We start from the raw sequence: 26,184 nt of genomic DNA, 5'->3' as shown, positions 1-26,184 counted from the left end.
GGGGTGCGCCGGGCGCGGTCAACGACCCCTAAGGGCTTGGTCATATGTCGCGGTCCCCTCGCCCGGCTCGCCGTCTCCCGGCATCGGGGATCCTCAGAGGCCGGTGTCATTTCCCGCCCACACCAAGGGAGTTCGGCCTGCCCAGGGACTCGCCTGTTCGAGCTGGCCGGCAAGGCGGAAGAGAGGGCCTTCGAGGCCGTAACCGGCGGCGAACTGCATACCGATGGGCAGCCCGGACTCGGGATCGGCGGTCACGGGCACCGACATGGCGGGGGTGCCCGACATGTTGAACGGCATCGTGAACGGCGAGCGCTCGAAGACACGACGGATCCAGCCGAGACCGTCCAGTGCCTCCGCGTCCTCCGCGTAGGTTCCCAGGGCGACGGGGAGTTCCGGCAACGTCGGGGTGAGCAGGATGTCGTGGTCCGCGAAGAACTGTGCCAGATTCCGGGCGATCCGGTTGCGCAGGGCAAGGGCGCCGACGAGCTGGACGGCGCTCACTCGCCGGCCGTAGTCGTAGCCGGCAAGGGTCACCGGTTCCAGAGTCGAGGAGTCGATCGGCCGGCCGAAGGCAGTGGCCAACCCGTCGATCGAGGCCGCGAGGTTCGCCGTGAGAAGACGGGCGTTGGCCAGGACGAACTCCTCCCAGACGGCCCCGAGGTCGATCGTGACCTCTTCCACCTGGTGGCCGAGCGACTCCAGCAGGCGCACGGTGTGTGAAAGGGCGTCGGACACCGGTGCGGTGGTGCGGCGTCCGCCCCATGCCTGGGTGAGTACACCGATCCGTAGCACGCCGGGATGGCGGGTGACCTCCTCCGCGTACGGCCGGGACGGCTGCTGCGCGAAGTAGGGGTCACCCGGTTCGGGGCCGCGGATCTGGTCGAACAGGGCCGCGCTGTCACGCACCGTGCGGCTGACGCTGCCGTGCACGGCCAGGCCGTTGAAGAGCTCGTCGAAGTCGGGGCCCATGGAGACCCGGCCACGGGTGGGCTTCAGCCCGAAGAGCCCGTTGTAGGCAGCGGGGATACGAAGGGAGCCTGCGGCGTCCGTGCCGTGCGCGAGGGGGAGCACTCCGGCAGCGACGGCGGCGGCCGCGCCGCCGCTGGATCCGCCCGCACTCCGCTGCGGATCCCACGGGTTGCGGGTCGCCCCGTACAGCACCGGTTCCGTCGTGATGCTGTAGGCCATCTCCGAGGTGGCGGTCCGCCCGAACGTCATGAGGCCTGCTCGCCGGAAACGCCGCATCAGGAAGGAGTCGGCGTGCGCGACGTTGCCGGCCGCAAGGCGGCTGCCGAGCTCCATGCGCCGTCCCGTCATGGCGACCCCGATGTCCTTGATCAGGAAAGGCACCCCGGCCAGCGGTCCGCTCACGGCGGCGGATTCCTCGTCAGTGGGCCACGTCTCCACGATGGCGTTGATGCGCGGATTCACGGCCTGGGCGGCCTCGCGCGCGGCGGCCTGTGCCTCGGCCGAGCTCACCTCCCCCTTGGCTATCAGCTCCGCGAGCCCCACGGCGTCGAACTCCACGTACTCGGCGACTCTCATCTCTGCTCCCGATGCGATGACAATACTGAGCGGTACCAAACGATACCCGACGGTATCACGCAGTACGGACTGGTACCGTGAGTGGTCGCCGCACCCCGACCCGCCCCTACCGAGTCACGGAGCAGTCATGGCATCGACCACCAGCAGGCCGAGCAGGGTGGCGAAACTTCCCCCCCGGGAGCGCATCCTCGACGCGGCGGAAGAGCTCTTCCGGAGCGAGGGGATCCGGCGCGTAGGCGTGCAGGCCATCGCCGAGAAGGCCGAGACCACCAAAATGGCGATCTACCGGCACTTCGAGACCAAGGACGCGCTGGTCGCGGAGTGGATGCGAATCGTCGCCGCCGACTACCAGGCGGCCTTCGACCAGGTCCGGGCCGATCACCCCGATCAGCCCAGGGAGCAGATCCTGGGCTTGGCCCGCTTCATCGCCGATGGACTGCCGGCCGTCTCGCACCGAGGCTGCCCGTTCATCAACACCATCGCCGAACTGCCCGACAGCTCCCATCCCGCACGGCAGGTGATCGAGGAGCACAAGGCCCTGCAGACCCGCAGACTGGTCGCCCTGTGCGCCGAGGCCGACCTGCCCGATCCGGAGCACATCGCAGCGGAGATCACTTTCCTCCTCGAAGGCGCACAGGTCAGCACGCAGAACGGAAGCATCGATCGGACGGGAGACCGCCTGATGAGGCTCATCGCGGCGATCGTGGATCGGCCCCACCACCCCCGCGACGCGCCCCCGGCGCCGGGGGACTGACGGACGGACGACCGTCCTCCTGGCGCAAGCGCGGACGCCGGCCTCCGGCACCCACCCCGCGCGGCATCCACCGCGTTCGCCTCCTCCGCCCTTCCCGTCGGCCAACCCCGACGGGGGTGACAGAGGATGACTTGTTGCTGTTAACTTAACGCGGTTTAGTCAGGAGGCTCTCATGTCCATCACGGCGGCAGACATATACGCGCTGGCTCCGTACGCGAAAACGCTGGGTGTTCACTTCGGACGACTGGACGCCGACCTGGTCGAGGCGCGCGTGGACTGCGCCTCCGGCTTGTCGACTGCCGGCGGGGCGATGCACGGAGGCGCCTTGATGGGACTGGCCGACGTGGCCGGCGCGGTGTGCGCGGCTCTCAATGGCGGGGAGGGGCCGGTTCCGGTCCCGGCGACCATGGAGTCCAGCACGCACTTCCTTCGTCCGGTGCAGGGAGCCGCGGCCTTCGCCGCGTCACGTCCCCTGTACGTCGGCAGATCGACGGTGGCGTTGGAGGTGAACATCCATGACGATCAAGAGCGCCTGTGTGTTCGCGTCACTCAGCGCGTCGCCCTGAAGAGGCCCTGATGGGCGGATCCAAGGATCCCGGCGTCTCGGACTCCGAGCGCCGTCCGCGTGCCCGACGCGGCGAGGGCGGGCGGCTGCACGAAGAGATCCTGGACGCCGCGGAGGCTCTGCTGGACGCCTCGGGAGAGAGCGCTGTCACCATCCGCACCGTGGCCCAACGGGTAGGCGTCAGCAATCCCGCCGTATATCTCCACTTCGCCGACCGCTCGGCCCTGCTGAGCACCGTGTGCCTCAGAGTCTGGGACCGGCTGGACGAGTACATGGCCGACGCCTGCTCGACAGCGACGGATCCCGTCACCGAACTCAAGAATCGCTGCGTGGCCTACATCAGGTTCGGCCTGGATCACCCGCTCCGCTACCGCCTCGTCGCCTCCGGTCCGGCAACGGAAGCCACGGCGCGGGTCGCTGAAGCCTGCTTCGACGTTCTGCGGCACGCCGTGCGGCGGAGTGCCGCAGAAGGCGTGCCGGAGATCGACACAACAGCCCTGACTCGCGCCGTCTGCGCGTGCCTGCACGGCGCGGTCTCCCTGTTGCTGCTGCAGCCGGTCTCTGCGTGGCCGCGCGACCTGGATCGATACGCACGCGATGTCGCGGCCCTCGCAACCAGCGGAGTGCTCTCCCTCTGCTCGGACAACACCCGCTGAGCCCTCGCCGTCCGGACCCCTTCCCCCTCGTCGTGGTGTGTGAAGCGGGTCTGACCCACCAGGCCCTGCTCGCTGCGGCAGCTCGCCGCGGACGGGGCGGTTCTGCGCCGTCGGGTCCGGCGGCGGCGCAGAACCGGTGACCGCACCAGGCTCGTTGACGCATGCTCCAGCGCGAGGGAACACCGGCGTCCGTGACCGGTCAGGGAATCCTGGCGACGCCGACGTGGAGGCCGCTGCGCTCGAGAGCCGGTGCGGGCTCTTCCCTGTACCACTCGGTGGCGTAGACCAGGCCCGGCGCGACGAGGTCGAGCCCCTCGAAGAAGGGCTCCACCTCGCTGCGGCTGCGCAGCCGCAGCGGGATCGAGCCCTTCTCGTAGGCGGCCTCGATCTTCCCCTTCCACTCGGGGTGCTGGTCGACCGTGCCGTGCGAGAGGACCAGGTAACTGCCCGAGGGAAGTGCTTTCACCAGAGTGCGCACGACGTCGTACGGGTCCTCGTCATCGGGCAGGAAGTGCAGCATGGCCAGCAGGGACAGCGCGATGGGGCGTTCGAAGTCGAGCCGCTCGGCGGCAAGTTCCAGAATGGCCGCGGGCCGGCGCGCATCCACGTGGAGGAAGTCGGTGAACCCCTCCGACGTGCTGGTCAACAAGGCGTCCGCGTGCGGCAGGACACTCGGGTCGCTGTCCACGTAGACGACTCGGGCGGTGGGCACGATCGCCTGAACGATCTGGTGCATGTTGGGTTCGGTGGGGATGCCGGAGCCGATGTCGAGGAACTGGTCGACGCCGTTCCTCGCCAGCCAGGCGACGGCACGGTGCATGAACGCCCGGTTCCGGGCCGCGTTGCCCCGTGTCTCCTCGGGCAGTTCCTGGCCCACCTTCTGGTCCACGGGGTAGTTGTCCTTACCACCCAGCAGCCAGTCGTAGACGCGTGCGGGATGGGGCCTGCTGGTGTCGATGCGGGCGTGGGGCACACTGGCGCTCACTGGAACTCCTTCGTACAGGAAACCTCCGGACACAGTGGCCGGAGCCCGTCCACCCTCGACCCCACCGAGCGCGGGGCGACGCGCGGACCACGATGCGCGGCACACACCTAGGGAGAACGTTCGGTCTTGCCCAGTACAGACCTCCGGGGGTCATTTGTCAATACCGAACGTTCTATCTCACTTCGCCCCGGTCGGCCCGCGCGCCCGGTGCGACGCCGGTCAGCGGGAACTCGCCGGCGCGCCCGCCGGCCGCGAACAGGGATGGCGGTCGGGGCCGGGTGTCGGGCCACGAGACGTGTTCGCGCGTGGGATCCGTCCGGTCGCCCGCGGCCGGGCGGATCCCACGCGTCCGGCTTCAGGCGGTCGGTTTCCAGCGCTGGGCGGCTGCTCCGTTGCAGTCGTAGATCTGCAACTGTGTCCCGTCCACGGTGGAGCTCCCCGGATCGTCCAGGCACCGCCCGGACTGCGGGTTGACCAGTGAGGAGTCGGGGCCCGTCACCCAGCGCTGGGCACCGGTACCGTTGCACGCCCAGAGCTGGACCTTGGTCCTGTTCGCGGTTCCGCCGCCGCTCACGTCGAGGCAGCGACCCAGGGCGCGCAGCGTACCGCCCGCGCCGGGGACGTACGTCCACCGTTGTGCGCCTGTGCCGTTGCAGCTGTAGAGCTGCACGGGCGTGCCGTCGGCGGTTCCGGAGTTCCGCACGTCGATGCACTTGCCCGCGATCCCTGAACGGAACGTCAGCGTGTCCGTCTGCCCGCTGGACTCCAGAGCGGACTGTACGAGGGTGGCCGCCGCCCTCATGCCCGCTTCGTTGGGGTGGTAGGTGGAGCGGCCCGCGGCCGGCCGGTACGACTCCACCCAGGGGCTCCCCGAGCACGCGTCGTGTCCACGGCTCGCGGCAGCCAGGTCGACCAGGGTGGCCCCCGTGGCGGCCGCCGCGGCCGCGGTGGCCTCCGCCAGGCGCGAGGCGACGCTGCGCTCGAATGTCGCCTGATCATCGGTCAGCGGGACGTCGGCACACCCCCCGGAGGCCGGCAGAAGGGTGAAGTAGTTGACCAGGTAGACGTGTGCCTGTGGTGCCGCGCTGCGGATGGCCTTCACGACGTCTCCGATCCGCCCGGCCAGGGCGGGGAAGGTCTGGTTGATCGCGTTCCGGTCCACCGTTCCGCAGTTGGTGCCGCCGCCGGACTGGCAGGAATACGTGTTGATGCTGCCCAGGTAGTTGACATCGTTGCCACCGATCGTGACGGTGACCACGCGGGCGTCCGCGGTCACGGCCCGCACCTGCGGCGGCTGCCCGGACTGACTGTCCGTCAGGAGATGGGCGGTGGTCGCGCCGCTGCACGAGACGTCGGTGAGGTCCGCCCCGATGTCGCGGGCCACGATGCTCGGGTAGTTGAGGCCCGACCGGGCGCACCCCGGGGCGCCGACGCTGTCCTGGACCGGCAGAATCCCCGGTCCGGCCGCGAAGGAACTGCCCAGTGCGACATGGCCGAGACCCGAGGTGACGGCCGCTGGGCGCGGCTCCGCTCGTGTCGCGGCTTCCCGCGCCGAGGCGGTCGACGCCGTCGCGGCGACGGCTGCCGCACACGCCGCCGCCACGGCGACGAGAGTGCGGACGCGCACCGACGCCGGTGTGTGTGAACGGTTCTTCGAGTACAAACCCGCCATCGGCTTCCTCACAGTGGGGTAGGAGTACAGCAGAAACCCGGGACAGCGACCCGCCGGACGTTGATCGGTCCGGACCTTAGCGGCCGTCAGGTCCTCGGCCAAGACCGCGGACACACCTCGCGGCGGACACCTCGGGGCACAGGACCGCCGGCCATGGACCCCGCTGTGCGCGGACACCGGCCGAGTGGCCGACGAGTTTCCGCACGAGGCGGCCCCCCTCTTCACATCGATGCCGCAGGCCACCGCACCTCACGCTGCCCGGTCTGAGCACCGAGGCTCCGACACTTCCGGGGTGAGGACGACGTCCCCTCTCCCCCGGGTCCGCGAGACCCGGAAGCCAGGGAGAACGTTCGGTTTGACAGGAGGGCGGCGGCAACGTCTAATCGGTGTACCGAACGTTCTACCTCATGATGTTCGGTCCCCCGGCCGCCCTGTCGGCCTGCTCCCTCCTGCTGCCCTTAAGGACATCCCATGCGCATCCGTATCTCACGTCGCGTCGCGCTCGCCGCCGGCGCCCTCGCCCTGCTGGGCGCCACCACCGCTCCGGCCGTGGCGACCTCGAACAGCGAACGGCCCACTTCCCCGAAGCCGACCGTCGTACTCGTCCACGGAGCGTGGGCGGACTCCTCCAGCTGGTCGCCCGTGATGGAGCGGCTGCGCAAGGACGGCTATCCGGTACGCGCCATCGCCAACCCGCTGCAGGGGCTCACCAGCGACACCGCCTATGTCTCCAGCTACCTGTCCGCCATCGACGGACCCGTGGTGCTGGTCGGCCACTCCTACGGCGGCGCCGTGATCACCAACGTCGCGGCCTCCGACCCCGACGTGAAGGCTCTCGTCTACATCGCGGGGTTCATCCCGGCCAAGGGCGAGACGGTCGGCGAGCTGGCCGCGAAGTCCTCGCCGCCCATTCCGCTGATCTCCACCGACGTCCCGGGCGGTGCGGAGGTCTCGATCGACCCGGACCATTTCCGGGAAGCCTTCGCCGGTGATGTCGACGCGACCACGGCCGCCAACCTCGCGGCGGCGCAGCGGCCCGCCAACACCAAGGCGGTCTCCGACGCCAGCGTGGCCGAGGCCTACCGGAACATTCCCTCCTGGAGTCTCATCACCCGCCAGGACAAGGCGATCGCTCCCGACCTCCAGCGCTTCATGTCCAAGCGGGCCCACGCGCACACCGAGGAGGTCAACGCCTCGCACGCCGTGATGATCAGCCGTCCCGGCGCGGTCACGAAGGTGATCGAGGAAGCCGCCCACAGCACTCGGTGACACACGTGCCCGGCCCGGCTGCGGAGCGCGGACCGGGTAAGGGGCCCATGGGCGGAGGGTGCGGCTGACGCGCACGTCCCGCGACCGCCCACCGAGGGGACTCGGGACGCCGGTGGGCCCCACGACCCGCGTCGCGGCCGGCGCCCATGGGTACCGGCCGGGCTCGCACAGGCCGTCCTTGTGCGGCGTGGCCGCGGATCAGAACGTCGTTTCGCCGGAGCACCGGCTCGGAGCCGACTCCGTTCTCAGCACCGAGCGGTCACCGTACGCGTGGATGCGTACCGTCCTCTCTCCCTCCTGGGCGAACCAGTCACGTCGGGGAAGAGACCGCGAAGAACTCAGATCTGCGTGAGGGGCGAACGCTCACCGCGGGTGGTCTCCAGGAAAGCGTCCAGGGCCTCCTGCTGCGCGGCCAGGAGGGCGACGCGTTCGGCAAGACGGTCGCGGTACCGGGTCACTTCGCCCAGGAAGGCGGGGCTGAGCTCACCCGGGCCGGCGGGACGGTCGGTGAGGTGGTGCAGCACCTCTTTGATCAGCCTGATGGAGAGACCGGAGTCCAGGAGGGAGCGGATGACCTGGATGCGCTGGAGGCCCCATTCGCAGTACTCCCGGTAGCCGTTGTGGGCACGCGGGGGCACGCAGAGCCCCTCGTCCTCGTAGAACCGCAGCGTCCGGACGCTGAGCCCGCCGGCCTTCGCCGCCTCACCGATCTTCATGGGAGCTACAACACGGAGGCACCCGGAGAGCTTCCGGCACCGGGTCAGCATCATGCGCCCCCGGCAGGTGCCGGTCGCCCGGGGCAGGACATCACCCGGGCATAAACGCCGGGAGTCCTCCGGTTGTACGCGCCGTCGGTGTAACGAACGTTCATTACGCTGCGACCCCTCCACCATCGGCGCGTCCGGGCTGCCGTCCTACGCAGCGGACCTCCTGCCCGGGTCGCGGAACTGAGGATGCCGCCGGAGGCCGCATCACCGGCCGTCGGGCGGGACGCCGCTGTCGTGCGTCGTCAGATCTCTCGTTTGAGGATCTTGCCGGTCGCCGTCAGCGGCAGGAAGTCGCGGAACTCGACGATGCGCGGGTACTTGTAGGCGGCGAGGCGCTCCTTGGCCCAGGCCACGATGCCGGCCTCACTGACGTCGTCGTGATCCTTCTTCTTGACGACGACGGCTTTGATCTCCTCCCCGTGGGAGTCGTTCGGGACGCCGAGCACCGCGACCAGCGACACCGCCGGGTGTGTCATCAGCAGTTCCTCGATCTCGCGCGGGTACACATTGAAGCCGCCGCGGAGGATCATGTCCTTGGCGCGGTCGACGATGTAGTAGAAGCCGTCGGCGTCCTTCCTGGCGATGTCACCGGACCGGAACCAGCCGTCCCTGATCGCCTCGGCGGTCGCCTCGGGCCGGCCGTAGTACCCCTTCATGACGTTGTGGCCCCTGATCGCGATCTCGCCGATCGCATCGGGGCGGTCTGGCACGTCGGACCAGTCCTCTGCGATCAGCTTCATGTCGACGCCGGGTATCGGTACGCCGATCGACCCGACGCGCGGCTGTTCGCCGTATACGGAGAACGACGCCACCGGCGAGGTCTCCGACAGTCCGTAGCCCTCCAGTACGGTCACACCGAACCTGCTCCGGAAGTCCTTGTGCACCTCTCCGGGCAGTGCCGAGCCACCCGACACCGCCACCCGCAGGTTCGCCGCCGACGCCGCCACGTCCACCCCGTCGTCCGGCGCGCCGAGCAGGCCCCAGTACATGGTCGGCACACCGGCGAAGAAGGTCACGGTCTCGACGAGCATCAGGGTGAGCGCGGCCTTGGCCTCGAACCGCGGCAGCATGACGAGGGTGCCGCCGAAGGCGATCGCACCGTTCTGCACGACCGTCTGCCCGAACGAGTGGAACAGCGGCAGTACACACAGGTAGGTGTCCGGCCTGGCCTCGTCGACGGCGAAGATCTCCTTGCCGGCCAGCACGTTGTCGCGCATGTTGCGGTGCCGCAGTTCCGCGCCCTTGGGCCGGCCCGTGGTGCCCGAGGTGTAGAGGATCACCGCGGTGTCGTCATCGGCGACGTCCACCGTCTCGAACGTGGCCGGCCGGTCCGCCCAGGGTGCTTGGGCCGTTCCGGCCGGCAGGAGGAACAGACTGCGGCACCGGTCGCTCTCCTCGTACGCCTGCCGCGCCCACGCGCCGATGGGGAGGTCCGCCGTGCCTTCGAAGGCGAAGTAGGCGACGGCGTCGGAGTCGTCGAGGTGATAGGCGATCTCTCCCGGCTTGAGCAGCACGTTCAACGGCACGACCGTGGCACCGGCCTTGAGGATGCCGAAGTAGACGATCGGGAAGTACGGCAGGTTGGGACACGACAGGGCGACCTTGTCGCCCGGCCCCACCCCGCCGGCCACCAGCAGCCGGGCGACCTGGTTCGACGCCTGGTCGAGCCGGCTGTAGGAGAAGCGGCTGTCTCCGCATACGACGGCCGTGCGGTCGGGGTGTCGTGCGGCGGTCGAGTCCAGCAGAGCGGCGAGATTCGTCATGGGGTCCTCTCAGGATCAAAGTGTCACAGGGAGCGCGGGGACGCTCGCCGCGAGGTCGCCGACCAGGACGGAAGCGTCCGGCAGTGAATCGAGGCCGAGCACCATCTCCTCGATGCGCTCCCACCGGGCGGAGACGTCGAGCGTCGCGGCGAGGCGGCGCGCCTTCATCACGACGTCGGCATTCGACAGAGGCCGGCTCGGACCACCCAGAGGGCCGTCGACCTCGATCTCCACGCGGTCGCCGCTGCGCAGGTCCAGTCGCATACGGGCCCGGAAGCGATCCTCCGGGCTGTCGAAGTCCTCGCAGTGGTGGACGTCGATACGGTCCAGCAACGACCACACGTCGCCGGCGCCGAGCCGCTCGCGGGTGAACTGCTCGGCGAGCACCCGGCCGTCCAGGAGGGCCACGGCGACGGCGTAGCCGATGTTCATCTGCGCGCCGATGGTCTCCAGCGGGGGCTCGGGTTTCCACCACCCGTGGTGGTAGGCGGCGTGGGACACCTCGATCGAGATGGACGCGATGTCCTCGGGCGGGATGCCCCGCGATCGGGCCCGCAGCGCGCAGTCGACGGGTGCGTGGGTGGCGGCCATCGCGGCGTAGGCCTTCACGCCGGTGTCCATGAGCACCCACTCCTCCCCCAGCCGGTCGGTGATGAGATCCGCCCGAGGGGCGTGCCCCTCGCCGAACGTGGCGAGAAAACCACCGTATTCGCGCTCGTACACGCGCTTGATGCCGGTATAGCCCGCCTCGGCCAGTGCTGCCGCGTACAAGCCGTTGCGGGAGGAGAAGCCGTGGTGCATCCGTTTCGACATGGCCTCGTACTGGGCCGCCATCAGCCCGGCGGACTGCGTCGCGGCCAGGCCCAGGGCGTCCTCGACACGCGCCGCGTCGAGCCGGCGCAGCCACGCCGAGGTCGCGGCGCTCGCGTGAGTGCCGAACACCGCGCCGGAGTGCCAGCCCCGGGAGAGCATCTCGGCTCCGTGCAATGCCAGCCCCACCCGCGGGCCGACCTCGTAGCCGGCGATCAGTGCCGTGAGCAACTCCCGCCCCGGGACCTTCCGGTCGAGGGTCAGAAGCGTGCTGACGGCGCTCGGGACGACAAGGGAGTTGCTGTGCAGCGGCGCGCGCACGTGGTAGTCGTCGAGTTCGAAGCCCTGGATGAACGTGCCGTTGAGCAGGCACGCCGCGGGAGCCGACGTGGTGAGGCCCCATCCCAGCACCGGGACATCGCCGTCGCCCTCCAGGGCGAGCACGGCGCCAACGGCCCGCTCCGACCACGGGAGGCGTGCGCCGACCAGCGCGCACACGAGCCCGTCGAGCAGGAGGTGCCGCGCACGCTCACGCACGGCGTCCGGTATGTCATCGTGCGTGAGGCCGGCGATCCACGTCGCCAGCCGGCCGGTCACGCCCTCGGGGTCGGTCGGGGCGGTGGTCCCGCTCGGGGAACCGGTGGACTCGGTGTTCATGCCCGGACCTCATAGCGGTTGCGGACACGGGTGGCCAGCTGCTGCAGGGCGAGTGTGGGCACGAGCGCGAGGACACCGATCAGGACGACCTGGCCGATGATGTTCTCCACGCGCGCCAGCGACAGATTGCGCAGCAGTTCGTAGCCGAGCCCCGAGGAACCCGCGAACATCTCGGCCAGCACCAGGCCGATCAGCGTGAGCCCGAAGCACAGGCACATGCCCGTCGCCAGGGAAGGCAGGACGCTCGGCACCACGATCCGCCGCAGCAGGGACAGGCGGGACATACCGAGTCCCGCGGCCATCTTCAGGTGCAGTCGGTTCACGCCGGCGGTGGCCTCCACCATGATGATGAACATCGGGAGCACGCCGGAGGCGAACGCGAACGCTCCCCTGCTGAGGTCTCCGACCCCCAGGAAGAGCAGGAAGATCGGATACAGGACGATCTTCGGGACGCTGTTCAGGGCATACACCAGCGGAAGGGCCGCCCCTGACCAGAAGGCGCTGAGTCCCAGCAGCATGCCGGCGACCGAACCCACGACGATCACCGCGGCGTACGACAGCAGGAGCACGCGCGCGCTGTCCGAGACGCTGGTCATGAACCGGGGATTACCGATGTCCGACCACAGGCTGTCCAGGGCCTGGCCGGGCCCCGGGTAGACGGCGCTGTCGGCCAGCGCCGCCGTCACCGTCCACACCACCACCATCGCCGCGGCGAAGAGCAGTGGAGGAACCCACGCAGGACCTCGCCTGTGCCGGATCGCCGACGTTGCACCCGTACTCATCGCCGCCTCCAATCGAACGCGCGCAGCGCGGCGCCGAGCGCGAGGTTCGCCAGCAGGGCGAAGGCGCTGACGAAGACGATGCCGGCGTACATGTCGACCGTGTTGAAGTTGTTGTAGGCGCGGTTGACCACTTGGCCCAGTCCCGTGGTCGCGAGGATGAACTCCGTCGCCAGCACGGCGATGATCGCGTAGGCGAGGCCGAGTTTGAGGCCGACGAGGATGTCCGGCAGGGCCGAGGGCATCAGGATCTTGCGCAGCTGCTGGGTCCGCGACATCTCGAGCGAACGGGCGAGCTTGGTGACGATGGCCGGTGTCGTCTCGAACCCGACCAGCGCGTGCGAGATGACGATGACGACGCTGAAGAGCGTGGACAGCAGGATGATCGGCACGACGCCCGTACCGAACATCACGACCATCACCGGGTAGAGCGCGAAGATCGGGAGGGCGTAGAAGACGTTGACATACGGCTTCACGGCGCGGTGCACCCAGCGCCAGCGCGCCATCGCGTAGGCGACCGTGACCCCGAGGACCGCCGAGGCGGCGAAGCTCACGCAGATGAGCAGGACGCTGCGCAGCAGCGCGTCGACGACGAAGCTGGGGTCCCCGAGCATCTCGACCGCGCGGATGACCATTTCGCTGACCGGGACGAGGTCGAGCCGCGAGACCGCGCCGAATCGCGCGTACCCATCGATGGCGACAAGGGCAGCGACGACGAGGACGGCCGTCCATCCCGAAGAGGGCAGCCCGGCCAGCCGCCGCGGGGTCGGCCGTACGTACGAGGGGACGACGGATGATCGTGCTTTCATCGTGTGCTCCTCGTCCCCACCATGGCCACCTCGGCCTCGCTGCGGATCTGCGCCCAGATCCGCTCCTGGGACGCGGTGGCCGACGGCTCCGACAGTGAGGCGTGCGCGCGCGGTCGCGGCAGCTCGATGGGGACCTCGTCGATGAACGTGCCCGGGCGGCGGCCCATCACGAGCACCCGGTCCGACAGCAGCACCGCCTCCTGGATGCTGTGGGTGATGAACAGGACCCCGCAGCCGATCGACTCGACGACGCGGAGGAGTTCCTCGGCCATCAGCATGCGGGTCTGTTCGTCGAGCGCGCCGAACGGCTCGTCGGCGAGGATGAGGTCCGGGTCGGTCGACATCGCTCGCGCCATGGCGACGCGCTGCCGCATGCCGCCGGACAGCTGTGCGGGGTAGTGGTTCTCGAAGCCGCCGAGGCCGACCATCTCGACGAGTTCCCTGGCGCGTTCCCGTCGCTCCTTGCGGCCGACGCCCCGCACTTCGAGTGCGAAGGCGACGTTGTCGACGACTGTGCGCCACGGCAGTGTCGCGGACTCCTGGAAGACGATCGCGGTTCGCCGCCGGGGGCCGTCCAGCGGCGTGCCGTCCACCTCGACGGAGCCGCGCGCCGGGTCCTGCAGGGCGCCGATGATTTCGAGCAGGGTCGATTTGCCGCACCCGCTGGGCCCGACGATCGACACGAACTCGCCGCGTTCGATCGTGAGGTCCACGGGCCCGAGCGCGTGAACCGGCCCGAAGTGCTGCTCGACGCCGCGGATCCGCACGATGGGCGTCGAACGGGTGGTGGACTTGGTGACGTGCTGTTCCTTCGGCTGAGCGTTCATCATCGACTCACTCGCATTCGGCCGGCAGTGTGCTGGAGACGTCCTTGGGCAGGAATTCGGTCTGGAACAGGTCGCAGTACTCCAGCTTCTTGCCGTCCATGGCGATGCGCTGGGCCTTCACGGCCTGTCCGATGGCTTCGGCGTTGAAGCCGGCGCCCCAGTTGTCGTACGTGATCGCCTTGTCGACGAGGGACTTCGCGGACTCGGGCTCGATGTCGACGTAGTCGGCGTAGAGCTTCGCGGCCCGGTCCGGGTTGTCCCGGATGTACCGGACCGACTCCGCGTAGCCGCCGACGACGGCCTTGACCGTGTCGGGGTTGCGCTCGGCGAACTCCGGTGTCGTGGTGATCACGCTCTGCTGGAACTTCTTCAGGTAGTCGGCGCTGGAGACGACCATGCGGAACTTGTCCGTCTTGGCCACGACCGACGGCGGGACGACGGCGACGTCGACGTCGCCCGCCTCCAGCAGCGCGACCCCTTCACCGACACCGCCCGAGGAGGTCCGCTCGATCTTCTGGGTCGCCCCGGCGACCTCGGGGAGCATGAACGAGAGGGCCTGGGTCACCGACTGCGGGTTCGTGTAGGCCCACTTGTGGATGTCCTTGACGTCCCGCACACGCTTGTTGCTGTCGAGCGCGTAGAAGTCGAGCCCGTAGACGCTCTGTGTCGAACCGCTCACGACGGTCAGCGGCATGCCCGCCTCACCGGACTCCAGCACCGAGGTGAAGCCGACGTCCGCGATGGGGAGGTCACCGCTGAGCATGTTGCGGATGGTCGTTCCGCCGCCCTTGCTCGGGACGATGTCACCGATGGTCACACCGCGCTTCTCGAAGAATCCCTGGTCCTTCCCGACCAGCCAGGGGATCGAGTACAGCTCGGTGGCGTTGCTGACCGCGATGTCGAAGGAGGTCGCGGACGCCTCGTCACCGGCGCCTCCTCCGCAGGCGCTGAGTACCAGGGCCGCGGCACCCGTGCCGGCGGCCAGCGCGTACGTTCGCTTCATGGTCTACCTCCTGCGGTCGCGTCCTCGCGGTCCAGGAAGCCCTGGGCTTCGAGACGGTTGATCAGCCCGCCGCCCTCGACGAGTTCGACGACGAACGCGGGCAGGGGCTCGATGCGGTGCTCGGTACCGCGCGTCTCGTTGCGCAGCAGCCCGTCCACGGCGTCGATCCGCAGGACGTCACCCTCGCCGAGCAGCGTGCGCGCGTCCGGCACGGTGACGGCCGGCAGGCCGTAGTTGAGAGCGTTGCGGTGGAACAAGGAGTTGTACTGCTCCGCCACGAGGCACGAGATGCCCAGGTGGACGAGGAGTTCGGCACACGGGCGGCTCGAACCGAGGCCGAAGTTCTTCCCCGCGATCACGATGTCGCCCGGCTCGACGAGGTCGGGCCAACCGGGCCGGGTGGCGTGGAACATGTGCTGAGCCGCCTCGGGGACGGGCAGCTTCATGGCGAAGTTGGGGTACATGTCGTCGGTGTTGACCTCGTCGCCGAACACCCAGGCACGTCCGCGGACCGACAGGCGTGACGTCATGCCGCCACCTCCGCCGGCTGGTCCGGACCGGCGATGTAGCCGACCAGGGCCGACGCCGCGACCGTCGCGGGTGAGGCCATGTACACCTGGGCCTCGGTGCTGCCCATGCGGCCGCGGAAGTTGCGCGTGCTCGAGGTGACGCAGACCTCGCCGGGAGCGAGGACGCCCATGTGGTAGCCGAAGCACGCTCCGCACGTGGAGTTGGTGACCACGGCGCCCGCCTCCACGAGGGTGGCGACGTAGCCGCGCTTGACCGCCTCCAGGTACACCTGCTGGGAGGCCGGAGTGACGATCAGCCGTACGCCGGGGGCGACTTGGCGCCCCTGGACGATGCGTGCCGCGACCTCCAGGTCCGCGAGCTGCCCGTTGGCGCAGGATCCGATGAACGCCTGGTGGATGCGCGTGCGGTCCAGTCCGCCGAGCGGCACGGCGTTGTTGATGACGGTGCCCGGCAGAGCCACCATGGGCTCGATCGTCCCGAGGTCGATGGTCCGCACGTCGGCGTAGACCGCGTCCGGGTCGGGGTTGGCCGGGGTGTAGGACGCCCCGGGAGCCACCTGCGCGAGGAACTCCTCGGTGAGGGAGTCGAAGGGGAACAGCGTGAAGTCGGCGCCTATCTCGGCTCCCTGAGTCGCTATGGTCCGGCGGTCCGACAGGGGCAGAGACGCGAGACCGGGACCGCCGAATTCGAGCGCGTGGTCGGTGGCGTCGCCGTAGCGGCCCGAGATCGCCAGGAAGATGTCCTTGCCGTTGATGTGCGCCGGCTTGGTCCCGGTGAGCTCGTAGCGGATCGTGGGCGGCACGCGGTACCAGGTGCGACCGGTGCAGAGCATCTGGAGGATCTCGAGCGGACCCAGCCCGCGCGCGGCCGAGTTGAGCGCTCCGCCGGCGCAGGTGTGGGAGTCGGTGCAGCACACGACGGTGCCCGGGAGCACCAGCCCCTGCTCGGCGATGACCTGGTGGACGATGCCGTGACGCCCCACGTCGTAGAACCGGTCGATGCCGTGCTTGGAGACGAAGGCGCGGGCCTTCACTCCATGGTCGGCGTCGCGTGGCGTGGGCGCGGGCACCGCGTGGTCGAGGACCACCGCGATCTTGTCCGGGTCGTGGACCTCCCGGACGTGGGCGAGGCGGCTCTGAGCGAACTGGACGTCGATGACGACGGTCATGTCGACGTCGCACGTGACGATCTGTCCTGGTCGGACATCGGCGACTCCCGCCGCACGCCCCAGGATCCGCTCGATGATGGTGTCAGGCACGGGCCGACTCCTTGGGTGCGCGCCGGGCTGCCCATGCGTCGAGGCCGACGGCCTCGAACAGGGAGCGGGGCGAGGTGATGGGACCGGAGCTGAGGCTGCCTGCGGCGATGTCGGTCATGGCCCGCGTCATGGCGTCGAACGCGGCACCGACCGTCGCGCCGGGCAGGATGGCGCCGGCGTAGCCGAACTCCTGGAGCTGTTCCCGCGACACCTCGGGCGACTTTCCGCCGGGCACGACATTGAAGATGACAGGGACATCGATCGCGGTCGGGATCGCCGCCACCTGCTCCAGGGTCTGCGGCGCCTCTACGAAGATCACGTCGGCGCCGGCCGCGGCGTACCGCTTCGCCCGGGTGATCGCGGCGTCGAAGCCCTCGACCGCGATCGCGTCGGTGCGCGCCACGATCAGCGCTCCCCGGCGTCGCGCGGCGAGTGCCGCCCCGATCTTGAGCACGAACTCGTCGGCGCTGATGAGGGCCTTGTCGTCGAGGTGGCCGCACCGCTTGGGGAAGACCTGGTCCTCGAGCTGCACGGCCGCCGCGCCGGCGTCTTCGTAGGTCCGTACCGTGCGGAAGGTGTTGGTCTCGTCCCCGAACCCGGTGTCGGCATCGGCGATGACCGGAACGTCCAGCTGCCGCCGGACGACGGAGATCGCACGGGCGATCTCGGTGACGGTGGTCAGCCCGATGTCGGGCAGCCCTTCGCCCGCGGAGACGGCCGCGCCGGAGAGGTAGGCCGCCTCGGCACCGGCCCGCGAGGCGACGGCGGCCGACAGACCGTCGTACACGCCGGGCGCGACGACGAGCCGGTCGCGCCGCAGGAGGTCGGTGAGTGTCCGCGCGTCAGACATCGGCGGGCTCCTCGACCGGGACGTGCCCCATCCGGACGGCGATGGCACGCGCTGTGGCGGTCACGATCGGACCGACCCGCTCGGCCTCCGCGCGGTCGAGCCGGACCGACGGACCGCCGATCGCCAGAGTCGCCTGCGGCAGGCCACCGAAACCCGGTACCGGGGCGGCGACGGAGTTGAGGCCGAGCTCGCGCTCGCCTTCGGTGTAGGCCCAGCCGCGTTCGCGCACCTCTTCCAGCTCGCGATCGAGCTCCGTCCGGGCGGCGGCCGTCGCGTGGCGCTCCGGTCCGGCCTGCCTCGCGGCGACAAGGGCGTCCTCGTCGAACGCCATGAAGCACTTTCCGGCCGCACCCGCGTCGAGCGGGAGAACCTGACCGACGTAACCCCGGTAGATCACGGAGTGGTAGGACGACGCCGACTCCACGAGCACACGCGTGGCTCCCTGGCGCACATAGAGGCCGGCGCTTTCCCCCGTCACGTCCCGCAGCTGCTCGACGAACGGCCGCGCGACACCGAGCAGGCTCGACCCGGAGCGCGCGGGGGCGCTCCAGACCAGGACCCGCAGACCGACTCGGTAGGAATCCTCTTCCCGGACCAGGAGCCCCTCCTGCAGCAGTGTGGAGACGATGCGAGCGACCGTGGTCGCCGGCAGTCCCGTGCGACTGCGGATGTCTCCTATCCCCAGGCGAGGCTCGGCCTCGGTGAAGCAGTCCAATACCTCGCATGCACGCCCAAGCACGCGCACTCCGGGCTCCGCCATCGATGCCTCCAAAAACCGTTGTGCGGTTCGTAAAACCGTAGAGCGGTTTGACAGTAGGCAGACACCCCAAGCGCGTCAAGGCTCCCGACGCGGCCGATTCACGCGCGAGAGGTCCGGTTTGCCACGATTCACCGAGGCTTGGAACGCCGGCACCGGGACTGGGAGCATGCCTTCCACGCGGAGAAGGACCGGGTCACGGAGTCGGGCGACGCGCTGCCCGCGGTACGGGGCACAGCCGGCCCGGAAGGCGCGGCCGAGCCGGTCGCGCGCGGCGGCGGCCCTGCGAGAGCCCGCGCCGAGGGCCGGTGCCGCTTACGACCCCGCCGGGGCGCGAGGCGCTGGGGGCTCCGCAAGGTCCCGCCGGTTCCCGGCGGCGCCTGCTCCGACGATCACGGGCGGCGCGGCGGACGGCAGCGTCTGAGGCATGACGATGGGCGGCACGGCGCAGGAGGCGCCCAGCGCACTTCGAGGGGGGCCATCTCCGTGAGCGCGAACGCGAGATCACCTGTTGCTGTGGGATCGGCTACCGGTGCCGTGCGATCGACTACCGGACGTCCCGGGCCGGCGCGGGTGCGCGACTTGCCGCGACGTCCATGGCGCTTACGAGGTCGCACCCCTGACGCCGCCCGGCGCCTGCCCTGCCTCGTCGCCGCCGTAGCCGAGGCGACGGGACAGGGCGTGGGCCGACGAGGCGACCAGCGGGCCGTACTTCTCGGCCGCCGCCCGGTCGAGCCGGAAAGAGGGGCCGCCGACCGCGATGGCCGCCACGACCGTGCCGGACGCGTCGAACACGGGTGCGGCCAGCGAGTTGAGACCCGCCTCGCGCTCCTCCTCGGTCAGCAGCCAGCCGTGCGTCCTCACGAACTCGAGCTGCTGCTCCAGCACGGCCCGCGACTCGCCAGGCGCCTGGTCGGCGGTCTCGATCAGGACCGCGTTGAGCACCCGCTCGTCATGGGCGATGAAGACCTTGCCGGCCGCGCCCAGATGCATGGGCATGAGCTGTCCGACGTCGCTGCGGTAGATCACCGACCGCGAACTGAGCTTGACGATGACCGCCACCCGCGTGGTGCCGCGCCGGATGTAGACCCCGGCCGTCTCACCGATCGCGTCTCGCAGGTGGGCGGCCACGGGATCGGCGGCGACGAGGAGGTCCGAGCCGGCCGACGCGGCCGATGCCCAGCCGAGCACACGCAGGCCCACGCAGTACTCGTCTCCCGTCTTCTGCAGCACGTCGCTGGCCACGAGTGTGCGGACCAGCCGGGCGACCGTCGAGTTGGGCATACCGGTCAGGCGTCGCAGATCACTCAGCGACAGTCGGGTGCTGTCCGGCGTGAAGCAGTCGAGGACACGAACCGCCTTCTCCATGACGAGGATCGAGGGCTGGCCGTCTGACATCGGTCTGCTTCCCATCTCGGTGGCGGCGAAGCTCCTGCGCTCGACGCTCGTTTGAGGATTCCCCTGGTGCTCGCTCTTGGCGACGCGTCAGGCCACTCGACTGCTCTACGCGCGTCACGGCTCAGTGACGGCTGGCGCCCTTCCCCCACCGCGTGACCGGCCAAGAGCTACGAGCCGGCCGGCGGAGGACGACCCGCGGGATGTCGACGCACCGCGCCTCCCCTCAACCACGATGTGGCATCGCGTGTCACGACACGGTAGAAAGTAGAGGCCGCTCTTTGACTAGTCAAATCACGTACGGGGAAGTCGCTGAAGCTCTCCCATCCGTGCCGCGGGACGTACGAGGCTCACACCACGAGTGACAGGGGACAGGACAGTCCGGTACGTCGGTGCCCGGCGAACGTGACAGGCGGCGCCGTGTCCGTCAGGTGCCGCGTGGGGCGGTCGGCAAGGGCCGCATGACCACTTGGCCCCGCGGGGCGCCGCCGCGGCGCGCAGGAGCCCCGGGCCCGGATCGTCCGTTGCCGTGATCGAATGTCACACGCCGGCAGCCGGGCAGCTCAGCCCGTCATCACCCTGCGCCAGATCTCGGAGATGGTCGTGCTCGCCCGGCCCAGATCCCCATGCGCAGCGCAAGCGGCACGGTAGAAGGTGCGTTCGGTCATCCAGCACAGGGCGGACGCCAACTCGGACGCACTGTCCGGTCCGTCGCCGTCGGGAACGCCGGCGTTTCTCAGCACCTGTGTCATGGTGAGCGCGAACCGTTCCACCGTTTCGTCCCACGCGGCTCCGACGACGGGATGCAGCGCCGAGTAGTCCACGGCGGCGCGCATGACGGTGCCGTGGTCCCGCCATACCTCCTCGGTCGCGCGGACGGCCCGCTCCATGGCCACCACGGGAGGGACGGAATCATCCCGGGTCGTGGCATCGGCGTGCGCCCGGATGGTGCGCATGGTCCGTTCGACGAGGGCCGCCAGTACCTCGTGCTTGTTGCCGAAATAGAAGTACAGGGAACCTCGGGAGATCCCCGCCTTCTGGGCGATCGCCTCCACGGTCAGGTTCTCCGGACTCGTGTGTGCGAGCAGTTCCTCGGCGGCGTCCAGGAGAGCCCGCTCACGCAGATCTCCCTTGCTGGGGGCGGCACTGCGCCTTCCCACGGTCATCTCCCCTGTATTCCCTGTCCGGTTCTCCCCGCACTCTACTTCCCCGAGGGGTGGCACCTCCTGAGCGGTGCTCATCGCGGGGACGGAGGCTCGCCGCGATGGATGTCCGGTGAGGCGTCACCGACGGTCCAGGCCGAGCCGGCGGAGCGACCCGGATCAGACCAGGCGGGCGGTACGCAGCCAGATCTCCAGACAGGTGGCGGACGCCCGCTCGAGTTCGTCGTCACCGGTGAGGGAGGCATGGTAGAAGGTTCGCTCGATCATCCAGCACAGGGCTCTGGCGAGGGATCCGGCAGCGTCCGGACCCTCCCCTCCGGGCAGCCCCGCCCGGCGCAGGATGCGAACGATCGCCTCGATGAACACTTCGGCGGTGTGGCTCCACAGCGCCCCGATCTCCGGCACGGACCGGTTGAGGTCGGTGGCGGCCCGCATGACCACGCCGTGCTCCTGCCACAGGGCTCTGGTGCGTGACATCACGGTCTCGATGGCCTCGCGCGGCTCGGCGGGATCGTGTGCGGCGTCCTGCGACTTCTGCTGCAACGCGGCGACGGTACGGGCGACGAGCCCGCCCACCACGTCCTGTTTGGAACGGAAGTAGAAGTAGAGCGAGCCACGGGAGATGCCGGCGCCTTCCGCGATGCCGGCGACCGTCATCGCCTCGAAACCGACCTCGCCCAGCAGTACTTCCGCCGTGTCGAGGATGGCTCCTTCCCTGACATCACCCTTGCGCGGCGTGTCCGGCCGCCGCCGCCCCTCAGCGGACCGTGCCGCCATCCATGCTCCTTGTACGTGGTCCGTGCAACGGGCACCCGGGGGCGGCGGCCCGGCTCCTGCGGCCGCCGCCCCCGGATCACCGCGGGCTGTCGTCGACATGGTCGAAACGCGCCCGGTCGGCGAATCAGCTGTTCGCGATCTGGGCTCCGTCGGAGAAGTCCGTGGTCCGCGAAAGCTCCTGCCAGGTGCGGATGTCGTCGTCCACCGCCTGCCTGCCCTGCCCGATGAGACGCAGGGCGTCGGAGCCCAGGACCAGGTGGCCGGGGGGCGCGGGCACCTCGAGGATGCGCAGCAGCGCTTCGGCGGCCTTCTGCGGATTGCCCAACTGGTTGCCGCTGGCCTTGAGCCGTGCCTCGCGGATCGGGTCGAAGACCTTGTCGTAGTCCGGGATCGACCGCTCCGCCCGCGCCATCGAGCGGCCGGCCCAGTCCGTGCGGAACGAGCCCGGCTCGATGGCCGTGACGTGGATTCCGAAGGCCGCCACCTCCTTGCGGATGCTGTCGAGCATGCCCTCCAGGGCGAACTTGCTGCCGCAGTAGGCGGACATGCCGGGCACGGCCATGAGGCCGCCCATCGAGGTCACCGCCATCAGGTGACCCGAGCGCCGGGGCCGCATGTGGCGCAGGGCCGCCTGAAGGGTGGCGGCGGCACCGAACACGTTGGTCTCGAACTGAGCGCGGACGGCTGCGAGGGGGGTCTCCTCGAACACGCCCTCCAAGCCGTAGCCGGCGTTGGCGATGACGACGTCCAGCGGGCCGACGGTCGACTCGATGCCGTCGATCACGGTGGCGACGGCATCGTCGTCCGTGACGTCGAGGAGGCGCGCGTGCGCCCTGCCCGGTGCGAGTGCCTCGAACACGGCGATGTCGTCTTCACCGCGAACGGTTCCGACGACGGTGTGCCCGGCTTCCAGGGCTCCCGCGGCGAACGCCCGGCCGAGTCCACTGCTCACGCCGGTGATCAAAAAGGTCTTCATGACCGGTCACATCCTTCGGGTCGCGGCGGCGTGCCGCCATGACGGTTGGCGTCAGCCATCGAATCTACACCATGTTGACTTTTTTCAACGTCGCGCAGATTCACTCGCCACCGTTCACGGAGGCAAAAATCTGCACACCGTCTGAAAAAATCGACGCAATGTAGAATGAAACCGCCGTGGCAGCGGGCCTTACCCGTGGAGGGACGGCAGACGAGCTCAGAGCTGGGTTTCGCCGCCGTCCACGGCCAGCTCGATGCCGGTGGTGTACGTGGCATCGAAAGCGAGGAACGCGGCCGCCTTGGCGAACTCTTCGACGGTGCCGTAGCGCTTCATGGGGTTGCTCGCGGTCCGCTCCGCCCTGAACCGGTCGGCGGCCTCTTCGGACAAGTTCATCGTTTCCAGAATCCCCGAGTCGATGGGACCCGGGCTGATCGCATTGACACGGATTCCCCGCGGCAGCAGTTCGCGGGAGAAGGTGCGGGCCATCGAGCGCAGCGCCGCCTTGCCGGCCGCGTAGACGCTGGTGTCGACCATGCCGATGACGTTCGCGATCGAGGTGGTGAGGACGATGCCGGCGTTCGCGCTCAGCAGCGGGGCGAGCTTCTGCACAGTGAAGAAGGCGCCCTTGACGTTGATCGCGAACAGCTCGTCGTACGCGTCCTCGGTCGTCGACTCGAGGGGCGTGAGGGGTGAGATGCCGGCGTTGACGAGCAAAGCCTCGATCGAGCCGAGCTCGCTCCTCACACGGTCGGCGAGCATATCCAGGTCGGACAGTGCGGCCACATCCGCCCGGACGGCCACCGCATTCTCGCCGAGCCGCTCGCGTGCCGCGTCGAGCTTGGCCTGGGAGCGGCCGGTGATCACCACGCGGGCTCCGCCTTCCACCAGCAGCTCCGCCAGCGCGAGCCCCATGCCGCTGCTGCCACCCGTGATCACCACATTCTTGTCGCTGTACTCACCCATACCGGGGTTGCTCCGTTCCGTCATCAAAGACATGTCGATATTTCTGGATGTCACCGTTCATGAAGCGAATCAGCCGAGGGTTTCGATCTTCATGTCGCCCGCGGTGACCGTGCGGATGTGATCGCTGGCGAGCAGGTCGTGCGGATTGCCGAGGCCGACGGCGCTGACCTCGTCGAGGCGGGCCAGCTGGGAAGGAGTGAGGTCGACCTGCAGGGCACCCAGGTTGTCCTCCAGTTGCGCGATGGTGCGGGCGCCGATGATGGGTGCCGTCACGCCCGGGGCGTTCAGGGTCCAGGCCAGTGCGACCTGGGCGGGTGTGTGGCCCAGCTCCGAGGCCACCTCCTTCACCACATCGGCAATGGCGAGGTTGCGGTCGGTGACCCATCCCAGGGCGACGTTGAGGCTCTTGCGGTTACTGGCGGTTTCGCCGACAACGGAGCCCGCCGGGTTCTGGTCCTCCCGGCTGTACTTGCCGGTGAGCACCCCGCCGCCCAACGGGGAGAAGGGGACCACGCCGAGTCCCATCTCGCGTGCCATCGGGATCAGGTCACGCTCCGCGGTGCGTTCGATGAGGCTGTACTCGGTCTCCAGAGCGACCAGTGGCGACCAGCCGCGCAGGTCGGCGATCGCCTGCATGCGCGACACCTGCCAGGCCGGGGCGCTGGAGACCGCCACGTACAGCACCTTGCCCTGCCTCACCAGATCGTCCAGGCCCCGCAGGATCTCCTCCACCGGCGTCCTGAAGTCCCATACGTTCACGTAGAGCAGATCGATGTAGCCGGTGTTCAGCTGCCGCAGACTGGCCTCCACCGACGCCAGCATGCTCTTGCGGTGGGTACCCCCGGAATTCGGATCACCGGGCCGGCGCAGCGTCGAGTACTTCGTCGCCAGAACCATCTTGTCGCGGTTGGTGCCGGCGAATTCGCCGAGCAGGCGCTCGGAGCTGCCGTTGGTGTAGGTGCTGGCGGTGTCGAAGAAGTTGCCGCCGAGCTCGGTGTAGCGGTCGAAGAGCCTGCGCGCCTCGTCCCGCTCGGCCCCCCAGCCCCATTCGGTGCCGAAGGTCGCCGTGCCCAGCGCCAGCGGTGAGACCCGGAGTCCGGAACGGCCCAGCAGCCGGTAAGTGTCGAGAGTGAGTGCCATCGTGTTCTCCTGTGAGGTGTGGTTCGTGGCGTTCGAGAGGTACTGATCGGTGGTCGGCTCGCCCGGGTTTCAGGCGCCGAGACCGTAGCCGCCGGCCACGGTGACGTCCTGGCCGGTGATGTAGCCGGCGGCGTCCGAGGCGAGGAAGGCGACTGCTTCCGCGACCTCCTGGCTGGATCCGAAGCGCTCGAAGGGGATCTTCGAACGCATGGCGTCCCGGCCGCTCTCGGGCACCCCCAGCTTGTTGAGCAGCGGGGTGTCGGTGGCCCCGGGACTCACGGCGTTGACGCGAATCCTGCGCGGGGCCAGTTCGAGCGCGAGCGAGGGCAGCATGGCCAGCAACGCGCCGCGTGTCGCCGCCCCCACCGTGGCGCCAGGGGTGCCGCGACGGGCTCCGATGCCGACGGTCAGCACGATCGAGCCGCCGTCGTTCATGAGGGGAAGGGCCTTTTGGAGGGTGAAGTACTGGCCCTTGAAGTTGAGGTCGGCGTGCTCGTCGAACGATTCCTCCGTCACCTCGGCAACCGGTGCCGGACGGAAGATCCCGGCGTTGAGGAAGAGCAGGTCCAGCGATCCGAACCGCGCGGACACCGCTGACATCAGGGCGTCGGTGTCGGAGAGCACGCGCCCGTCGGATCGGACGACGAGCACGTCGTCGGGGAGCTCGGATCCTGCTCGTGCGAGGGAGTCGGGATTCTGTCCGGTGACCGCGACCTGGTAGCCGCGGGCGTGCAGCAGCTCGGCCGTCGCTCTGCCGATCCCGGTCGTTCCCCCGGTGATGAGAGCTGCGGGCATGGCAAACCTTTCGTCGCTGAAGCGATGGGTGAGACCACCCGTAATCGGGGACCTCCCCGGTTGCGCCCACCGTACACTGAACCGGGGATATCCCCGAATCGTTCCCGAGTCTCATCCGACACTCACGATCGCGAAGGTCATGACACCTCCACGCAACACCCTGCGCGCCGACGCGCAGCGCAACCGCGACCAGCTGATCGCCACGGCCGCCGAAGCCTTCGCGTCCGGACGGGCGATCTCGCTGGACGCGATCGCCAAACGCGCGGGCGTGGGGAACGCCACCCTGTACCGGCACTTCCCCACCCGAGAGGATCTGGTCGAGGAGGTCTACCGGGACCAGATCCGGCCCTTGCGCGAAGACGCGCGCACCCTGCTGGCTACCGAGCCGCCCGCGCGGGCCCTCCACGCGTGGATGCTCCGATTCGCCGAGTGGGCCGGTGAACGACGCGGCATCTGCGAGGCCCTGGTCGCCATGAGCGCTTCCGGCCGCTTCGGCACCGGACCGGTCTGCGACGAGGTCCAGCAGGTCCTGGCGATGGTGCTCGAGGCCGGCGCCACAGCAGGAGAACTGCGCACCGACATCGACCCGGTCGAGGTGGGCGGCATCCTGGCCGGTCTGCTCTCCGTGGCCGGCGCACCCGAGCAGCGCCCCCAGCTGAACCGAATGCTGGACGTCGTCGTCGACGGACTCAGGACCCGCTGAGCGATACGCCGGCGG

The 26,184-nt window shown here is 69.5% G+C and carries 26 protein-coding genes; 5 read left to right on the top strand and 21 right to left on the bottom strand.

Annotated features, from left to right (window positions below):
• Nucleotides 1-93: 93 nt before the first annotated feature.
• Entirely contained in the window at nucleotides 94-1,545 is a 1,452-nt protein-coding gene (locus ACGFR9_RS17650) for an amidase (protein WP_393208982.1), read from the bottom strand.
• 127 nt (nucleotides 1,546-1,672) lie between these two features.
• Here ACGFR9_RS17650 and ACGFR9_RS17645 point away from each other — a divergent pair, with 127 nt between their 5' ends.
• From ACGFR9_RS17645 to ACGFR9_RS17635, 3 genes are all read left to right on the top strand, one after another.
• Complete coding sequence (locus ACGFR9_RS17645) at nucleotides 1,673-2,299, top strand: TetR/AcrR family transcriptional regulator (RefSeq protein ID WP_393208979.1); 627 nt, start codon at nucleotides 1,673-1,675, stop codon at nucleotides 2,297-2,299.
• A 172-nt stretch (nucleotides 2,300-2,471) separates the two neighbouring features.
• Nucleotides 2,472-2,876, top strand: coding sequence for a PaaI family thioesterase (locus ACGFR9_RS17640; protein WP_393208976.1), 405 nt, complete (start codon nucleotides 2,472-2,474; stop codon nucleotides 2,874-2,876).
• Nucleotides 2,876-3,520 carry a TetR/AcrR family transcriptional regulator gene (locus tag ACGFR9_RS17635; protein WP_393208973.1) on the top strand — a complete coding sequence of 215 codons (645 nt, stop codon included), beginning with the start codon at nucleotides 2,876-2,878 and terminating at the stop codon, nucleotides 3,518-3,520. The genes ACGFR9_RS17640 and ACGFR9_RS17635 overlap by 1 nt, the downstream gene beginning before the upstream one ends.
• Before the next feature lie 199 nt (nucleotides 3,521-3,719).
• Here the strand turns inward: ACGFR9_RS17635 and ACGFR9_RS17630 are convergent, their stop codons facing one another.
• Both ACGFR9_RS17630 and ACGFR9_RS17625 read right to left on the bottom strand, forming a co-directional pair.
• A complete protein-coding gene (locus tag ACGFR9_RS17630) occupies nucleotides 3,720-4,505 on the bottom strand; it encodes an SAM-dependent methyltransferase (RefSeq protein WP_393208971.1) in 786 nt (261 codons plus the stop codon).
• A 355-nt stretch (nucleotides 4,506-4,860) separates the two neighbouring features.
• A complete protein-coding gene (locus tag ACGFR9_RS17625) occupies nucleotides 4,861-6,177 on the bottom strand; it encodes a ricin-type beta-trefoil lectin domain protein (protein WP_393208968.1) in 1,317 nt (438 codons plus the stop codon).
• Nucleotides 6,178-6,648: 471 nt separating this feature from the next.
• On the opposite strand from ACGFR9_RS17625, the gene ACGFR9_RS17620 reads away from it, so the two are divergent.
• Nucleotides 6,649-7,446: an alpha/beta fold hydrolase gene (locus ACGFR9_RS17620; RefSeq protein WP_393208966.1), complete on the top strand. Its 798-nt coding sequence runs from the start codon at nucleotides 6,649-6,651 to the stop codon at nucleotides 7,444-7,446.
• Nucleotides 7,447-7,784: 338 nt separating this feature from the next.
• Here ACGFR9_RS17620 and ACGFR9_RS17615 read toward each other — a convergent pair whose 3' ends face one another.
• The 18 genes from ACGFR9_RS17615 to ACGFR9_RS17530 all read right to left on the bottom strand — a co-directional run bounded on the left by ACGFR9_RS17615 (nucleotide 7,785) and on the right by ACGFR9_RS17530 (nucleotide 25,466).
• Nucleotides 7,785-8,162 carry a MerR family transcriptional regulator gene (locus tag ACGFR9_RS17615; protein WP_393208963.1) on the bottom strand — a complete coding sequence of 126 codons (378 nt, stop codon included), beginning with the start codon at nucleotides 8,160-8,162 and terminating at the stop codon, nucleotides 7,785-7,787.
• Between the two features lie 293 nt (nucleotides 8,163-8,455).
• Entirely contained in the window at nucleotides 8,456-9,976 is a 1,521-nt protein-coding gene (locus ACGFR9_RS17610) for a long-chain fatty acid--CoA ligase (RefSeq protein WP_393208960.1), read from the bottom strand.
• Between the two features lie 15 nt (nucleotides 9,977-9,991).
• Nucleotides 9,992-11,443 (bottom strand): MmgE/PrpD family protein, encoded by a 1,452-nt coding sequence (locus ACGFR9_RS17605; RefSeq protein WP_393208957.1) that lies wholly within the window; start codon nucleotides 11,441-11,443, stop codon nucleotides 9,992-9,994.
• Nucleotides 11,440-12,225, bottom strand: coding sequence for an ABC transporter permease (locus ACGFR9_RS17600; RefSeq protein WP_393208954.1), 786 nt, complete (start codon nucleotides 12,223-12,225; stop codon nucleotides 11,440-11,442). The genes ACGFR9_RS17605 and ACGFR9_RS17600 overlap by 4 nt, the downstream gene beginning before the upstream one ends.
• Complete coding sequence (locus ACGFR9_RS17595; RefSeq protein ID WP_393208951.1) at nucleotides 12,222-13,031, bottom strand: ABC transporter permease; 810 nt, start codon at nucleotides 13,029-13,031, stop codon at nucleotides 12,222-12,224. The genes ACGFR9_RS17600 and ACGFR9_RS17595 overlap by 4 nt, the downstream gene beginning before the upstream one ends.
• Nucleotides 13,028-13,858: an ABC transporter ATP-binding protein gene (locus ACGFR9_RS17590; RefSeq protein ID WP_393208948.1), complete on the bottom strand. Its 831-nt coding sequence runs from the start codon at nucleotides 13,856-13,858 to the stop codon at nucleotides 13,028-13,030. The genes ACGFR9_RS17595 and ACGFR9_RS17590 overlap by 4 nt, the downstream gene beginning before the upstream one ends.
• Nucleotides 13,859-13,865: 7 nt before the next feature.
• Nucleotides 13,866-14,861, bottom strand: a complete 996-nt coding sequence (locus ACGFR9_RS17585; protein WP_393208946.1) for an ABC transporter substrate-binding protein — start codon at nucleotides 14,859-14,861, stop codon at nucleotides 13,866-13,868.
• A complete protein-coding gene (locus tag ACGFR9_RS17580) occupies nucleotides 14,858-15,391 on the bottom strand; it encodes a 3-isopropylmalate dehydratase (protein ID WP_393208943.1) in 534 nt (177 codons plus the stop codon). The genes ACGFR9_RS17585 and ACGFR9_RS17580 overlap by 4 nt, the downstream gene beginning before the upstream one ends.
• Nucleotides 15,388-16,650 carry an aconitase/3-isopropylmalate dehydratase large subunit family protein gene (locus ACGFR9_RS17575; protein WP_393208940.1) on the bottom strand — a complete coding sequence of 421 codons (1,263 nt, stop codon included), beginning with the start codon at nucleotides 16,648-16,650 and terminating at the stop codon, nucleotides 15,388-15,390. Before ACGFR9_RS17575 ends, ACGFR9_RS17580 begins: the two co-directional genes overlap by 4 nt.
• Nucleotides 16,643-17,500 (bottom strand): oxaloacetate decarboxylase, encoded by an 858-nt coding sequence (locus ACGFR9_RS17570; RefSeq protein WP_393208937.1) that lies wholly within the window; start codon nucleotides 17,498-17,500, stop codon nucleotides 16,643-16,645. The genes ACGFR9_RS17575 and ACGFR9_RS17570 overlap by 8 nt, the downstream gene beginning before the upstream one ends.
• Nucleotides 17,493-18,239, bottom strand: coding sequence for an IclR family transcriptional regulator (locus tag ACGFR9_RS17565; protein WP_393208934.1), 747 nt, complete (start codon nucleotides 18,237-18,239; stop codon nucleotides 17,493-17,495). The genes ACGFR9_RS17570 and ACGFR9_RS17565 overlap by 8 nt, the downstream gene beginning before the upstream one ends.
• A gap of 621 nt (nucleotides 18,240-18,860) precedes the next feature.
• A complete protein-coding gene (locus ACGFR9_RS17560; protein WP_393208931.1) occupies nucleotides 18,861-19,655 on the bottom strand; it encodes an IclR family transcriptional regulator in 795 nt (264 codons plus the stop codon).
• A 560-nt stretch (nucleotides 19,656-20,215) separates the two neighbouring features.
• Nucleotides 20,216-20,812 (bottom strand): TetR/AcrR family transcriptional regulator, encoded by a 597-nt coding sequence (locus tag ACGFR9_RS17555; protein ID WP_393208928.1) that lies wholly within the window; start codon nucleotides 20,810-20,812, stop codon nucleotides 20,216-20,218.
• Between the two features lie 162 nt (nucleotides 20,813-20,974).
• Nucleotides 20,975-21,592 (bottom strand): TetR/AcrR family transcriptional regulator, encoded by a 618-nt coding sequence (locus ACGFR9_RS17550; protein ID WP_393208925.1) that lies wholly within the window; start codon nucleotides 21,590-21,592, stop codon nucleotides 20,975-20,977.
• 124 nt (nucleotides 21,593-21,716) lie between these two features.
• Nucleotides 21,717-22,568 (bottom strand): oxidoreductase, encoded by an 852-nt coding sequence (locus ACGFR9_RS17545; RefSeq protein WP_393208922.1) that lies wholly within the window; start codon nucleotides 22,566-22,568, stop codon nucleotides 21,717-21,719.
• Nucleotides 22,569-22,784: 216 nt separating this feature from the next.
• Nucleotides 22,785-23,531 (bottom strand): SDR family oxidoreductase, encoded by a 747-nt coding sequence (locus tag ACGFR9_RS17540; protein WP_393208919.1) that lies wholly within the window; start codon nucleotides 23,529-23,531, stop codon nucleotides 22,785-22,787.
• A 69-nt stretch (nucleotides 23,532-23,600) separates the two neighbouring features.
• Nucleotides 23,601-24,671 (bottom strand): aldo/keto reductase, encoded by a 1,071-nt coding sequence (locus tag ACGFR9_RS17535; RefSeq protein ID WP_393208916.1) that lies wholly within the window; start codon nucleotides 24,669-24,671, stop codon nucleotides 23,601-23,603.
• A 69-nt stretch (nucleotides 24,672-24,740) separates the two neighbouring features.
• Nucleotides 24,741-25,466, bottom strand: a complete 726-nt coding sequence (locus ACGFR9_RS17530) for an SDR family oxidoreductase (RefSeq protein ID WP_393208913.1) — start codon at nucleotides 25,464-25,466, stop codon at nucleotides 24,741-24,743.
• Nucleotides 25,467-25,605: 139 nt separating this feature from the next.
• Here ACGFR9_RS17530 and ACGFR9_RS17525 point away from each other — a divergent pair, with 139 nt between their 5' ends.
• Entirely contained in the window at nucleotides 25,606-26,169 is a 564-nt protein-coding gene (locus ACGFR9_RS17525; protein WP_393208910.1) for a TetR/AcrR family transcriptional regulator, read from the top strand.
• Nucleotides 26,170-26,184: the final 15 nt, after the last annotated feature.

The organism is Streptomyces sp. NPDC048584, assembly GCF_043199595.1.
Taxonomy (GTDB): Bacteria; Actinomycetota; Actinomycetes; order Streptomycetales; family Streptomycetaceae; genus Streptomyces; species Streptomyces edwardsiae.
Note: the sequence above shows the minus strand (reverse complement) of the source record. Positions and strands in the feature narration are given on the sequence as shown.